Origin of the sequence: Streptomyces sp. MAR4 CNX-425 (assembly GCF_048656465.1) — a bacterium.
Taxonomy (GTDB): Bacteria; Actinomycetota; Actinomycetes; order Streptomycetales; family Streptomycetaceae; genus Streptomyces.
Window position 1 is genome coordinate 205,320 of the sequence record NZ_JBMDLF010000002.1, and the last position, 11,897, is coordinate 217,216.

At 73.1% G+C, this 11,897-nt stretch carries 13 protein-coding genes; 7 read left to right on the forward strand and 6 right to left on the reverse strand.

Annotated features, from left to right (window positions below; all coding sequences use genetic code 11):
- Nucleotides 1-290: 290 nt before the first annotated feature.
- The 5 genes from ACHZ99_RS06280 to ACHZ99_RS06300 all read right to left on the reverse strand — a co-directional run bounded on the left by ACHZ99_RS06280 (nt 291) and on the right by ACHZ99_RS06300 (nt 6,994).
- Nucleotides 291-1,145, reverse strand: coding sequence for an anchored repeat-type ABC transporter permease subunit (locus ACHZ99_RS06280; protein WP_420303372.1), 855 nt, complete (start codon nt 1,143-1,145; stop codon nt 291-293).
- Nucleotides 1,142-1,840, reverse strand: a complete 699-nt coding sequence (locus tag ACHZ99_RS06285) for an anchored repeat-type ABC transporter ATP-binding subunit (protein WP_420303995.1) — start codon at nt 1,838-1,840, stop codon at nt 1,142-1,144. The genes ACHZ99_RS06280 and ACHZ99_RS06285 overlap by 4 nt, the downstream gene beginning before the upstream one ends.
- 68 nt (nt 1,841-1,908) lie before the next feature.
- Nucleotides 1,909-2,388: a choice-of-anchor M domain-containing protein gene (locus ACHZ99_RS06290; protein WP_420303373.1), complete on the reverse strand. Its 480-nt coding sequence runs from the start codon at nt 2,386-2,388 to the stop codon at nt 1,909-1,911.
- Entirely contained in the window at nt 2,385-3,968 is a 1,584-nt protein-coding gene (locus ACHZ99_RS06295) for an anchored repeat ABC transporter, substrate-binding protein (protein ID WP_420303374.1), read from the reverse strand. The genes ACHZ99_RS06290 and ACHZ99_RS06295 overlap by 4 nt, the downstream gene beginning before the upstream one ends.
- Complete coding sequence (locus ACHZ99_RS06300) at nt 3,965-6,994, reverse strand: TIGR03773 family transporter-associated surface protein (protein WP_420303375.1); 3,030 nt, start codon at nt 6,992-6,994, stop codon at nt 3,965-3,967. The genes ACHZ99_RS06295 and ACHZ99_RS06300 overlap by 4 nt, the downstream gene beginning before the upstream one ends.
- 240 nt (nt 6,995-7,234) lie before the next feature.
- On the opposite strand from ACHZ99_RS06300, the gene ACHZ99_RS06305 reads away from it, so the two are divergent.
- From ACHZ99_RS06305 to ACHZ99_RS06315, 3 genes are all read left to right on the forward strand, one after another.
- Nucleotides 7,235-7,885 carry a choice-of-anchor M domain-containing protein gene (locus tag ACHZ99_RS06305; protein ID WP_420303376.1) on the forward strand — a complete coding sequence of 217 codons (651 nt, stop codon included), beginning with the start codon at nt 7,235-7,237 and terminating at the stop codon, nt 7,883-7,885.
- Between the two features lie 111 nt (nt 7,886-7,996).
- Nucleotides 7,997-8,734, forward strand: a complete 738-nt coding sequence (locus ACHZ99_RS06310) for a class I SAM-dependent methyltransferase (RefSeq protein WP_420303377.1) — start codon at nt 7,997-7,999, stop codon at nt 8,732-8,734.
- A 189-nt stretch (nt 8,735-8,923) separates the two neighbouring features.
- Nucleotides 8,924-9,307 carry a GNAT family N-acetyltransferase gene (locus ACHZ99_RS06315; RefSeq protein WP_420303378.1) on the forward strand — a complete coding sequence of 128 codons (384 nt, stop codon included), beginning with the start codon at nt 8,924-8,926 and terminating at the stop codon, nt 9,305-9,307.
- An 81-nt stretch (nt 9,308-9,388) separates the two neighbouring features.
- Here ACHZ99_RS06315 and ACHZ99_RS06320 read toward each other — a convergent pair whose 3' ends face one another.
- Nucleotides 9,389-9,805, reverse strand: coding sequence for a four-helix bundle copper-binding protein (locus ACHZ99_RS06320; protein ID WP_420303379.1), 417 nt, complete (start codon nt 9,803-9,805; stop codon nt 9,389-9,391).
- A gap of 240 nt (nt 9,806-10,045) precedes the next feature.
- Between ACHZ99_RS06320 and ACHZ99_RS06325 the strand changes: the two genes are divergently transcribed.
- The 4 genes from ACHZ99_RS06325 to ACHZ99_RS06340 all read left to right on the forward strand — a co-directional run bounded on the left by ACHZ99_RS06325 (nt 10,046) and on the right by ACHZ99_RS06340 (nt 11,796).
- Entirely contained in the window at nt 10,046-10,537 is a 492-nt protein-coding gene (locus ACHZ99_RS06325; protein WP_420303380.1) for a carboxymuconolactone decarboxylase family protein, read from the forward strand.
- A 171-nt stretch (nt 10,538-10,708) separates the two neighbouring features.
- Nucleotides 10,709-10,831, forward strand: a complete 123-nt coding sequence (gene ykgO / locus ACHZ99_RS06330) for a type B 50S ribosomal protein L36 (protein WP_420303381.1) — start codon at nt 10,709-10,711, stop codon at nt 10,829-10,831.
- A gap of 94 nt (nt 10,832-10,925) precedes the next feature.
- Entirely contained in the window at nt 10,926-11,090 is a 165-nt protein-coding gene (gene rpmG / locus ACHZ99_RS06335; RefSeq protein WP_420303382.1) for a 50S ribosomal protein L33, read from the forward strand.
- A 178-nt stretch (nt 11,091-11,268) separates the two neighbouring features.
- Nucleotides 11,269-11,796 (forward strand): molybdenum cofactor biosysynthesis protein, encoded by a 528-nt coding sequence (locus tag ACHZ99_RS06340; protein WP_420303383.1) that lies wholly within the window; start codon nt 11,269-11,271, stop codon nt 11,794-11,796.
- The last annotated feature ends 101 nt before the right edge of the window (nt 11,797-11,897 follow it).

The following is an 11,897-nucleotide window of genomic DNA, read 5'->3' on the forward strand; positions in this document are numbered from 1 at the left end:
CCCTCTCCCCGCACCACGTGCGGGGATGGCCCAAGCCCGGCAGAGGCGGCCCCCTGAAACTCAGATTCTCGCTCCAGTCTCAGCATTCGCCGCCGAACACCGGATCGACCGAGCGTGGGCGAACATCGACGGATGGGGGTTCAAGTCCCTCCGGCGCCTCTTTTCACGGCGCTGTAGTTCAAAGGCAGAACACGTCGACCTCACCATGACCCGCGACTCTTCAACGCCGCCGGTGTGCGCAAATGGGCGGCAAACTGGAGCCCGGGAGCTGGACATGCTCCCGGGCTCCGTCACGTTCCACGCCCCCGGCGGCCGGCGAGGAGGCCGTGGCGGGGGGCGAAGAGCCAGCACAGGACGAACGCGCCGGTGGCGACGAGGACGATGAGGCCGCCGGCGGCGAGGTTGCGGTGGTACGACACGTACAGCCCGACGACCGCCGACCCGGCGCCGAAGGCGGGGGCGAGGACCATCATGGCGCCGATGCGGTCGGTCAGCAGCCGCGCGCACGCGGCCGGGGTGATGAGCAGCGCGAGGACCAGGATGTTGCCGACCGCCTGGAGCGCGATGACCACGGTGATCGTGACGAGCGCGTAGAGCAGCACGTCCAGGCCGAAGACCGGCAGGCCGGCGGCCCTGGCGGTCTCCCGGTCCAGGCTGACGGTGACCAGTTCCTTGTGCACCGCGGCCGCGACGAGCAGCACGGCCGCCCCCATGACGGCGACGGTGCGCACGTCGCCGTCGCCGATGCCGAGGATCTGTCCGAAGAGGAAGGACTCCAGCGAGCCGCTGTAGCCGGGGGCGGTGCTGAGGATGACGATGCCCAGGCCGAAGGCGGCGGCGAAGAACACGCCGATGACGCTGTCCTCCTTCAGCCGCCGGTTCTGGGAGAACACCGCGACGGCGAGCGCGGTGAGCAGCCCGGCCACCGCCCCGCCGACGACGAGGTTGAACTCCAGGACGAAGGCGACCGCCACGCCCGGGAAGACCGCGTGGGACACGGCGTCGCCGATGAACGCCATGCCGCGCAGCACGACATGGCAGCCCACCACCCCGGAGACGACGCTGCACATGACGGCGACCGCGAAGGCGCGCTGCATGAACACGTGCTGCCACGGATCGGTGAGGAAGCCGGCGAGGGTGCTCAAGGGGCCACCCCCAGGGAGGTCAGCAGGGCCTCGGACCTGGCGACGCCGAAGGCGCGCAGCCAGATCGCGGGGTCGCGCAGCGCGGCGGGTTCGCCGTCGGCGACGACGGTGCGGTTGAGCAGGCACAGCCGGGTGGCGATGTCGGCGGCCTGGGGCAGGTCGTGGGTGGTCATCAGCAGCGCCGTGCCCTCCGCCCGCAGTCCGGCGAAGAGGTCGGTCAGCAACTCCTGGGTGGGTACGTCGAGTCCGGTGAACGGCTCGTCGAGCAGCAGCAGCCCGGGACGTACGGCCAGCGCGCGGGCGACCAGGACGCGCTGGCGCTGGCCGCCGGACAGCTCCCCGAGGGGGCGGTCGCGCAAGGCCGTCATGGCCACCCGCTCCAGGGCGTGACCGACGGCCTCGCGGTCGGCGTGGCCGGCGCGGCGCAGCCAGCCGATGCGGTGCGTACGGCCGGTCATGACGGCCTTGTGCACCGGCAGCGGGAAGTCCCAGGCGAACTCGTGGCGCTGCGGTACGTAGCCGATGGCGCCGCGGCCGCGTGCCACCGGCTCGCCCTCCAGGTCGATCGTCCCCGCCGCGGGGGCCAGCAGCCCGAGGACGGCGCGCAGCAGGGTGGTCTTGCCGGCCCCGTTCGGCCCGATCAGCCCCACCAGCTCCCCGGCCCGTACGGCCAGGTCGACGTCCTCCAGCGCCATCCGGCCGCCGAGTTCCACGCCGAGGCCGCGCACGTCGAGCAGGGGCGGCGTCCGGCCCGCTCCGGCCGTCACCGCGCGCCCCCGCCCGCGCGGGGGCCGCGGCCGCGGCGCCACACGAGGGTGGCGGCGACGGCCGCCACCGCCCCGGCCGCTCCGATGCCCATGTGGCTCCTGGCCTCGATGCCGGTCTCCTGCGGCAGCGGCCACACCCGGCCGCCGGGCTCGCCGAGGAAGGAGAACTCCTCCCCCGGCGGCACTTCTGCCCGCGCCGCGTCGCCGACGTGCAGGACGACGTCGCGGGGGTGGCGCCAGGTCGGCGGCTCCACGGTGTCGTCGCGGACCTGCACGGTCCACGTACCGTCGTCGAAGCGCGGCCCGATGTCGACGTGGCCGTCGCCGACGACGACCCGTCCTGTGCCGGTCCGCGGTGCCGCCCCGGACTCGTCGCCCTGGGCGGGCGGCCGCGCCGCGGCCGGGGCGGCGGTGAGCAGGGCGGCCAGCAGCGCGCCGGCCGCCGGCAGGACGCGGCGGGTGCGGGTGGTGATCACGTGTCCGGGCCTCCGAGGCAGCGGCGCAGTTCGTCGGCGTTGTGCCGCATCATGTCGGTGTAGTGCCGGGTCTTCTCGTCGAAGGCGTCGCCGTAGAGCAGGCAGACCTCGACGTCCTGGTCCTCGGCGACCTGGGTGAGCACCGAGGTGCGCCGGGCGAGGTTGGGTTCCATGAACACGGCCGGCACGTCGAGGTTGTCGATCGTGCGGGTGAGCTTCTCGACGTCGTCCGCGCTCGGCTCCTGGGCCGGGTTGGGGACGACGAACCCGGCGACGGTCATGCCGTAGGCGTCGGCGAGGTAGCCGAACGCGTCGTGCGTGGTGATCAGCTGCCGCCGGTCCGCCGGGATGCGGCCGACCTGCTGCCGCATGTAGGCGTCGAGTTCGTCCAGCTCGCGTTCGTACGCGCGGGTTCCGGTGTCGTACGCGCGGGCGCCGCGGGGGTCCTCCTTCTTGAGGGTGTCGCGGATCAGCAGCGCGTACGCCTTGGCGTTCTGCACGTCCTGCCACAGGTGCGGGTCGATCTCCCCGTGCACATGCTTGCCGAGGACGGCCTGCGGGAGCTGATGGACCTCCTCCCCCGGCTCGCCGAGGAAGGAGAACGCCTCCTCCCGGGGCACCTCTTCGAGGGCGCGGTCGGGCACGTCGACGACCACGTCGCCGGGCGGGATCTCCTCCTGGTCCTTTCCGCCGGAGCGCAGGTCGGTGTACGCGGACATCCGCCCGCTGTCGATGTTGACCGTCAGGTCGGTGTGCCCCTCGTCCAGAACGGTGTCCCCCTTGTCCGCCACGGTGCGCGGGTCGACGCCGACCGCGAAGGTGAACGTGCCCTCGCCGACCGGCCGCGGCGCGCCGTCTCCGGTGTCCAGGCGGCCCTGGAGGGTGAGTTCGTACACCCCGGGCTCGGTGAAGGCCCAGTTGAGGTGGGTGTGCGCGGCCGGCGGCAGAGAGGTGGTGTCGGCGGCGGAGAACCCGTCGGTGGAGTCGAAGTACTTCTGCGGCTTCCCCAGGGAGCCGGTCAGGTACGCCACCAGCTCGCCCGGCCCCGTCACGTCGGTGGCCGTCAGCAGCACGTCGGAGGACCGGGTCGCGCCGCGGGCCTCGCCGTCACCACGTACCCGCAGGCCCAGCCAGAGCACGTCGAGGCCGACGTCCTCGACCAGCGGGATGACGTTCGCGCCGTACGTCTCGGACGCCTCGGCCAGGGAGACGTTCGGCGTGCCCGGGCGGGCGTTGGCGTCGACGGTCTTGATCAGGGCGTGCTCCTCCAGCAGCAGGTGGTTGGTGAAGGTGACGTCGGCCTCGGTGACCTTTTCGGCATCCCGGGGCGTGGGCTCGTAGGAGTGCGGATCGCCGCCGGGCGGCACGATCGGGTCGACCTGCACGCGGTCCCCGCCGACCCGGCGCACCAGATCGGCGAGGATCTCCGTGGTGGTGACGACCTTCAGGGCCGCGTCCGGGTTCTCCCCGGCCGCGTCGGGCCGGGCGTGGCCCTCGCACCCGGCGAGGACCAGCGCGGCGGCGGCGGTGGCGGCAAGGGTGCGTACCGCGCCTCGACGGCGCGTGGAACTCGCTCTCATGACGGGGTGTCACCGCCGGCCGCGGACACCGTACGGCGGCGAATCCGGCCGAGGACGACGGCCGCCGCGCCACCGAGCACCAGCACGCCCGCGCCCGCGGTCAGCGCTCCGACGGGGGCACCGCCGGTGTGCGCCATGCTGCCGCCGCCCCCGTCCGACGACGACGGGCCGGCACCCGACGAACCGGAACCCGCGGAACCGCCGCCGCCGTCCGCGCCGCCGGAGCCGGATCCACCGCCCGGCCCGCCGGTGCCGCTCCCGTCGCCGCCACCGCCGCCCGGGGTGACCGTGCCCGGGTCGACGTCCCCGACCGCGAAGGTGTACGTGCGGGTGTCCGAGGTCGTCCGGCCGTCCGGCCCGGTGCCGCTGAACCGGAACGCGACCCGGTAGACGCCTTCCGCGGAGAAGCCCCAGTTGGCGTGGGCGTGCACCCCGAGGTCGACCTTCCTGCCGTCGGGCAGCCCGTCCCGGGAGTTGTACAGCACCTCGGCTCCGCCCAGTCCCGCGGCCGACCAGATCGCCAGCTCCCCCGGGCCGCTGACCTCGGTCAGCGCCAGCTCGACCGGGCCGTCGAGGTCGCCGCCGTCCAGCGACTCGGTGTTCCAGCCCGCCCAGACGACCCCGCTCCGCTGCGCCTGCGGGATGAGCCAGAAGTCGCTGCCGGCCGGGCCCAGGAAGCCGTAGTCGCCTCCTGCGGGGACCTGCTCCCGCGACTCGGGCACGACGTGCATGACCACCGAGGACGGCTCGCGCCAGACGACGTCCCCGGGGTTGCGGCTGTCCTTGAACAGGGTGCGCAGCCTGCCGTCCACCATCCGGCCGGCGATCGCGTCGACATGGCCGTCGTCGATCACCACCTTTCCGGTCGCGATGTCCGCGCCGCGCGCCGCCGGGGAGGCGGCGGTGCGGGAGGTGGCGGTGCGGGAGCCGCCGGAGTCCGGGGCGGTTCCCGCACCGCCGGTGGCCGCGCCCGGAGGTGCTCCGTCATCCGCGGGCGGGGCCGGATCGGGGGACGCCGCGGGAGGTGCGGGGGTGGGAGGGCCGGGATCCCGCGGCGCGACCCGTACGGTCCACTCGGCGCTCGCCGTCGCGGTCGTCCCCGAGGCGAGGCCGGCGGTGGCCTTGGAGGTGATGCGGTACTCCCCCGGCTCGTCGAACGCCCAGGCCAGCTCGCCGGCGTCGGCAGCGGGCAGGGCCCGGCCGTCGGGCAGCCCGTCGCCGCTGTCGAACAGCACCCGCGGGCGCCGGGCGTCCCCGGCGGCCCGCGCCGGGTCCGTTCGGTCCGCCGGCGGCTCGAAGACGGTCACGTCCCCCGGTCCTTCCACGCCCGTCAGCGCCCACTCGACGGTGCCGTCGTGGTCGTCGGCGAGCGCGTCCGCGTCGATGCCGGAGGTGTCCCACCGCGGTACGGCGTCCACGGCGGCCGCGCCGCCGAGGAGCCAGACGGGGCTGCCGGGCCTGCCCAGGAAGTCGTAGCCGGCGTCGGGGGGCACGGTGGTCCGGGTCCCGGGGCCGAGTGCGAGGTCTGCCGTGCCGGCGTCGCCGCCGTCCGCCGCCGGGCCGAGGTCCAGGGCCAGCACGCCGTCGTCGAGGGACAACACGACGTCGGCGGCGCCGGTGGGCGCGGTGGGTTCGGCGACCGCCGCGGGGGTTCCCGCCGCCGCGAGGGCGACGGAGCCGGCTACGGCGGCGGCGGTCCAACAGGCGTTCTTCCCAGCTCTCATGGGCTCGGATGCTCCCTTTGGGTTGCGATTGCGGGTCGGGTCAGGCGCCGGCCGGGTGCGCGGGCGGGTCACCGGCGGTGGTACGCGCCCTCCTCCGGCCCGCGCAGACGACGCCTGCGGCGCCGGCGGCGACGAGCACCGCGCCGGCCACGGCCAGCGGCACCACCCGGTCCGTACCGGTGGCGGCGAGTCCGCCGCCCGAGGCGGCCCCCGCGGCACCGCCGTCGCCGCCGCCGGCCACGGCGGTGCCGTGGGGGCGTTTCCGGAGGAACCGCCGCCCGAGGCGGTGCCGGCGGCGCCGTCCCCGGCGCCCGTGGTACCGCCCTCGTCCGTGGCCTGCCCGCCGGAACCACCGTCCGGGCGGCCGCCACCGGAGGAACCGCCGTCGCCGCTCCCGGCGTTCGTCGTGCCGCCCGAGGCCGCGTCGCCGCTTCCCCCGCCGTCGCCGCCACCGGTGCCGCCGTCGCCGCCGGGCCCGCCGTCACCGGCGCCGCCGTCGTCGGTGCCACCGTCACCGGTGCCGCCGTCCGTGGCCCCTCCGTCGGAAGAGCCGCCGTCGTCACCCGGCAGGGGCACCTCGTGCGGATCGATGTCGCCAACGGCCATGGTGAAGACCTGGCTGTCCGCGACCTCCTCCCCCGAGGCGAGCGTGGCGGAGAAGGTGAACGTCATCCGGTAGACCCCCTCTTCCGTGAAGGCCCAGTTGGCATGCTCGTGCGTACCGGCCCGTACGGGGTGGGAGTCGGGCAGCCCGTCTCTGGCGTCGAACCTGGGCAGCGGCTCACCGAACGCCGACCAGGCCCAGACGGCCAGCTCCCCCGGGCCTTCGACCTCGTCCAGCGACAGCGTGAGGCCGTCCTGGAGGTCGGCGGCGGAGAACGCCTCGGTGTTCCAGCCCGCCCAGATCACCTCCGGGTCCTGCACCTGCGGGATCAGATGGAAGGTGTCGCCCGGCTCACCGATGTACGCGAGCCCTCCGGCCGGGTCCGGGATCGTCCGCCTGCCCGCCGCGGTGAGGTGCATGACCACCGAGTCCGGCTCGCGCCAGATCACGTCGGCGGAGTTGCGGCTGTCCTTGAGCAGGGTGCGGAACTCGCCGTCCACCAGGCGCGGCGCGATCGCGTCGACGTGCCCGCCGTCGATGACGGTGCGCTCGTCCGACGTGTCGGCGAGGGGCGCCACGGGCGGAGCGGCACGTGCGGCATCCCCGCCCCCGCCGCCCGTGGCGCCGACCGACACCAGCCCGGCCGCCGTCAGCGCCAGCGCCCCCAGCACCCGGGCCGGCCGATTGGTTGCTCCCATCGCTCCTCATCTGCGGTTGCGGCCACCCGCACGCGGGGGGCCAAAGGTCGACTCGGTGGCGCCACGCCCGTGCTGCGGGACCACACGACGGACCTTAATCGTGATGACAATCATTTTCAACACCTAGTAATTGAGAATGATTGTCATTAGGATCTGATGGCGAGTCGGCCGCCCGGCATCCGGAGCGGCCGCAGCACCCCGTGTCGAGCACGTCTCGCAGACCTGGGAGGAACCCCCTTGATGAACAGGCGTTCACGGCTCGTGGCCGCGCTCGGCGCCCTGGGGCTGGCGCTCATCGCCGGCCCGGGCGTCGCGCAGGCAGCCGCACCCGTCACCCTCTCCACCGGCCACGTCGACGTTCTCGACGTCGAGCTGCACGCCGACCACTTCCACGTCCACCTCACCCACGAGGGCGGCGGCGAGCCGGTCACGTACGACCCCGCCGACGTCGTCCTGCACGCCGTGCCCGAGTCCCGGACCACGGTGCCGGCCGACGAGCGGTTCGCCTTCCTCGGCGAGCCGGGCGATCCCGTCTGGGTCCTGCCGCAGACGCAGGATCCCGACGTGCTCTTCGCCGGACTGTCCGCCGAGGGGGTCGAACCCGGCACCACCCGGGACGACGCCGTCAGCTTCACCCTGACCGGCCTCCAGGGCCCGGGCGACTTCTCGGTGTTCGACATCGGCGCGGACGGCGCACCGTCCATCCGCTTCGACAGCGGCGACACCCTGCCGGACGTCACCGGCGTCAGCGCCGGCGGGCACGAACACATGAACTGGGCCTTCGAAGCCCCGGGCGACTACACCGCCACCATCGAGGTCTCCACGACCCTCCTCGACGGCACCGTCGTCACCTCCGCGCCGCAGCAACTGACGTTCACGGTGGGAGCGTGAGCTGAACCACCGATGACGCCGTGCCCGTCCGGGCCGAGCCGCCCGGGCGGGCACGCGTCCGCACCACCCATGCGCCCGCCCTCCTCTCGACCAGTCCGCAACGGAGCCTTCATGAGTGACCCCTACCGGGAGTCGGCCGAATTCCTCGACATCATGAGCCGCGACAACTGGCGGGTGATCGGCCCGCGGCTCGACAAGGCGCTCGCGCCGGTGGACCCGTCCACGGGACCGGTGGTGGACCTCGGCGCCGGGACCGGGCTGGGCACCCTGACGATCGCCGCGGCGCTCCCGGGGGCCGAGATCCTGGCCGTCGAGCCGTCACCCGGACTGCGCGCGGTGCTGCTCTCCCGGGTGTACGACGACGCCGACCTGGCCCGGCGGGTCACCGTGCTGGACACCGACGCCCAGCACGCCGACCTCCCCGAGCGCCTCGCCGCGGTGGTCGCGATGAACATGATCGGCCACCTCGACCGCGGCGAACGCCGCACGCTGTGGGCATCGCTCGCCCGACGCCTGGCGCCGAGCGGCCGGATCGTCGTCAACCTGCAGCCACCCGCCGACCCGGTCTCCCTGCCCGACACCCGCTTCTGCGCGATCCCCATCGGCCGCCGCAGCTACGAAGGATGGGGGCGCGCCGAACCGACCGGACCGGACTCCGTGACCTGGCACATGCGCTACCGCCTCACCGAAGCGGGCGTCCCGATCCGGGAGCGGACCGTCGACTACCCCTGGTGGATCCTGACCGAGAGCGCCCTTCGCGCGGAGACCGCAGAAGCCGGACTCACCACCGAGCCGTTCGGCCGGACCGAAGAACGCCTCTACGTGATCTGCAAGCAGCCGACGCCGTAGCGGCGGCGGACAACGAGGACGAATCGCGACTCCGCTGGTAAGACGCCGCGAGGAGTCGACGCTGACGGGTAGCGGCAGATGCCGTCTCACCCGTCGGAGCCGTGTCGCGTGCCGCAGACCGAGGTGAGAGCCGGGCCGGGACATCGTGCCCGGCCAGGGGTCGGCCAGGCGAACCGTTCAAGGGGCTGCATGTCACACAGCAATGAAGAAATGATCACACTGACCAGTACCGAACAAGACGACGCATCCGACAGTTCACCGTCGACGACGACAAACGACACAGAGGAACTCGTCATCACGGAGAACAGTGAGGCCGGCATCTACGAGGCCGCACTGGGAGGCCGAACCGTCGCCGGCGTGGTCTACCGCCGAACGGACAACCACGTGACACTGCTGGCGACCTCTGTGTTCCCCGAGTATCGCGGCAGGCGGATCGCCGCCAGGCTCCTGAGCGGCGTTCTCGACAAGCTGCGAGCGCAAGGCGAGACCGTCACCGTCACCTGCCCGTTCGCGACAGCATTCATCAAGAGTCGTCCCGAGTACGCCGAAATGCTCAGGCAAACTCGCGACTGAGGCGGCTGCACTCCCCTCCTCACACAGACCGTGAGGAGGGGCAGCAGCGTCGGCTCCCCGCGGCCGGCGGTCGGGGCGGCGCTATCCAGAGGCCGGAAGTGCCGCCAGGAGCCGTCGACACGCCTGCTCACACCGGCGGCACACCTCGGCGCATACGCGGCAGTGCTCATGGTGAGCAGCGTGCAGCTCACACTCCTCGGCACACGCCGCGCAGGAGGCGAGGCAGGTCTCGACCGCCTCCCGGAGGACCGTCAGGTCAGCCGATGTGCGACGCGAGAGCACGGACGCCGTGGCGGCGCACACGTCGGAACAGTTCAGGTCGGTCTGCATGCACTTGACCAGCGAGGCGATGTCCGGCTCCGCCATGCACGCATCGGCGCACGCGACGCACGCCTGAAAGCAGGCGACGCACTCTTCGATGCACTCGTTCAACGCGTCGTCGAAGGCCGGCCGGGGACCCGGGTGGGCATCGGCCATCTGACTGACAACCAGGGGCATGGTGAGATCCTTCCGACGTGGCTTGGCCGGGCTTGTGCGGTCAACGCAACAGCCCCATACAACACAGCGGCGCCGGAGGCCGCCGATCTTACGCGCGCACCTTCCCCCGGCGGCCGCCCGTACGTACCAGGCGACACCGGAGACCTCATTGCCTCCGACCACCATTCAGGACTATAGAGTCCACTTACCCTGTAGGTTCACCCTTGCCGTGAGATCGCCGACCCCGACAGGAGCAACGGGATGACCGAGTCGACCATCACCAACCGGCGGGCCGACAGCTCGGCCAACGGCGCCCTGGCCGGGCTCGCCCGCCAGGGCGCCGACGCCTTCGGCTACAAGGCGAGCCTGCGCGTCGACCGGCGGCTCGCCCAGCTCCTGCGCCTGCGGGTCTCGCAGATCAACAACTGCACCTACTGCCTGGACCTCCACTACGAGGCAGCACGCGACGCCGGCATCCCCCGGCCGGTGATCGACACTCTGACCGCCTGGTGGGAGACGGACTTCCACGACGAGGCGGCCCGCGCGGCCCTCGCCTACACCGAGGCGCTCACCCGCGTGGCGGACGCCACCGCCGCCGACCGCTTCGGCGCCCGCCACGAGGCCCTCGCCGCGCACTTCCCGCCCGAAGAGATTCTCGAGATCATCGGGATCGTCATCAACATGAACGTCTGGACCCGGCTCAAGGTCGCCGAGGGCGCCACCCCCGGGCCCGCCGGGCAGACGATGCCGTGAACACCCGCCCGGACGGCCGAGCCGTTCCGCGGTCACCACGCGCGGCGATCCGCGTCCGAGCGGTGGTGGGGACCATGAAGTCCAGTCGTACGGGAATACAAACGCCCCGCGGAGTGTCTGGAGGGGTGTACGTGGAGCTTCCCCGCCACGCGGCCACGAAGGAAGGTCAGCATGAAGGCACGCAACTCACTCAAGTCGCTCAAGAACCGGCCGGGCTCACAGGTGGTGCGCCGGCAGGGCCGCGTCTACGTGATCAACAAGTTGAACCCCCGGTTCAAGGCCCGGCAGGGCTGAGAACCGGCTACCGGCACCCCGGCCGTACCCGTCCTGGTAGCGGCACCACCAGGGGTTCGGCCCCGGAGGCAACAACGAGGAAAGGCGGCGGAAGATGGCCCGTCATGACCTGCGCCCGATCATCAAGCTCCGCTCCACGGCCGGAACCGGCTACACGTACGTGACACAGAAGAGCCGGCGCAACGACCCCGACCGCATGGTCCTACGCAAGTACGACCCGGTTGCCGGCCGGCACGTCGACTTCCGCGAGGAGCGCTGAGCGCGGCGCCCGGAACAAGGTCGCGAAGTACGGGCCTCCGCCGTACTTCGCGACGGGGTACGGCCGGATCGCGTGTGCCTCGCCCGGCCCGACGCCTGACGCCTGACGGCGAGCCGCCACCGGCACCGGCGCCCAAAGCCAGAGAAGCGGTACAGGGGAGAGAAGGGATCGGCTCGGTTTGATCTCGCCAGGCAGCGCCCCGGACGAGGTGCAGGTGGTGCAGCTCCTCGTGTCGCCGGTGCACCGATTCTCCGGGCGGCCCGCCCGAGGCCCGTCGCCGGACCCCGACGGCGGGCTGGTGCGGCAGATCCAGGTACGCCGCCAGCTCGGAATCGTCGGCGACCGGTATTACGCCCGGCCGGCCCACCGGGACGCGGCAGTCACCCTCATGGCGGAGGAGAACCTGCCCACCGGCATCGACCCCGCTGTCGACCTCCGGCAGACGCGCCGGAACGTCCTGCTCCGGGGCGTCGACATCGACGCGTACATCGGCTGGGACGTAGAACTCGACACCGGCGACGGCCCCGTGGCGTTCGCCGTCAACCGCGCCGCTCGGCCGTGTGCGTGGATGGACGCGGTCATCGGCCCCGGGGCGCAGCGCGCACTGCGCGGGAAGGGTGGCGTGCGGTGCACGCCGCTGTCGGACGGTGTGCTTCGCGTCGGCGGAGCGGGCTTCCGCGTGATCGGGCCGCGCGAGCGGCGCTAGCGCGGCGAGGCCCGGCCGCACCGCCCGGTACGGGAGCCGCCCGCGCTGCCGCGCCGCCCGGATCGGGCCACGCCGCGTCCCGCGTCCGGCGCCCGGTCGGT

Coding starts and splice junctions, on each gene's coding strand:
- ACHZ99_RS06285 (WP_420303995.1), bottom strand. CDS start 1,840: ATGGCGCTGGAGGACGTCGACCTGGCCGTACGGGCCGGGGAGCTGGTG.
- ACHZ99_RS06295 (WP_420303374.1), bottom strand. CDS start 3,968: ATGAGAGCGAGTTCCACGCGCCGTCGAGGCGCGGTACGCACCCTTGCC.
- ACHZ99_RS06300 (WP_420303375.1), bottom strand. CDS start 6,994: ATGGGAGCAACCAATCGGCCGGCCCGGGTGCTGGGGGCGCTGGCGCTG.
- ACHZ99_RS06305 (WP_420303376.1), top strand. CDS start 7,235: ATGAACAGGCGTTCACGGCTCGTGGCCGCGCTCGGCGCCCTGGGGCTG.
- ACHZ99_RS06310 (WP_420303377.1), top strand. CDS start 7,997: ATGAGTGACCCCTACCGGGAGTCGGCCGAATTCCTCGACATCATGAGC.
- ACHZ99_RS06315 (WP_420303378.1), top strand. CDS start 8,924: ATGTCACACAGCAATGAAGAAATGATCACACTGACCAGTACCGAACAA.
- ACHZ99_RS06320 (WP_420303379.1), bottom strand. CDS start 9,805: ATGCCCCTGGTTGTCAGTCAGATGGCCGATGCCCACCCGGGTCCCCGG.
- ACHZ99_RS06325 (WP_420303380.1), top strand. CDS start 10,046: ATGACCGAGTCGACCATCACCAACCGGCGGGCCGACAGCTCGGCCAAC.
- ykgO (WP_420303381.1), top strand. CDS start 10,709: ATGAAGGCACGCAACTCACTCAAGTCGCTCAAGAACCGGCCGGGCTCA.
- rpmG (WP_420303382.1), top strand. CDS start 10,926: ATGGCCCGTCATGACCTGCGCCCGATCATCAAGCTCCGCTCCACGGCC.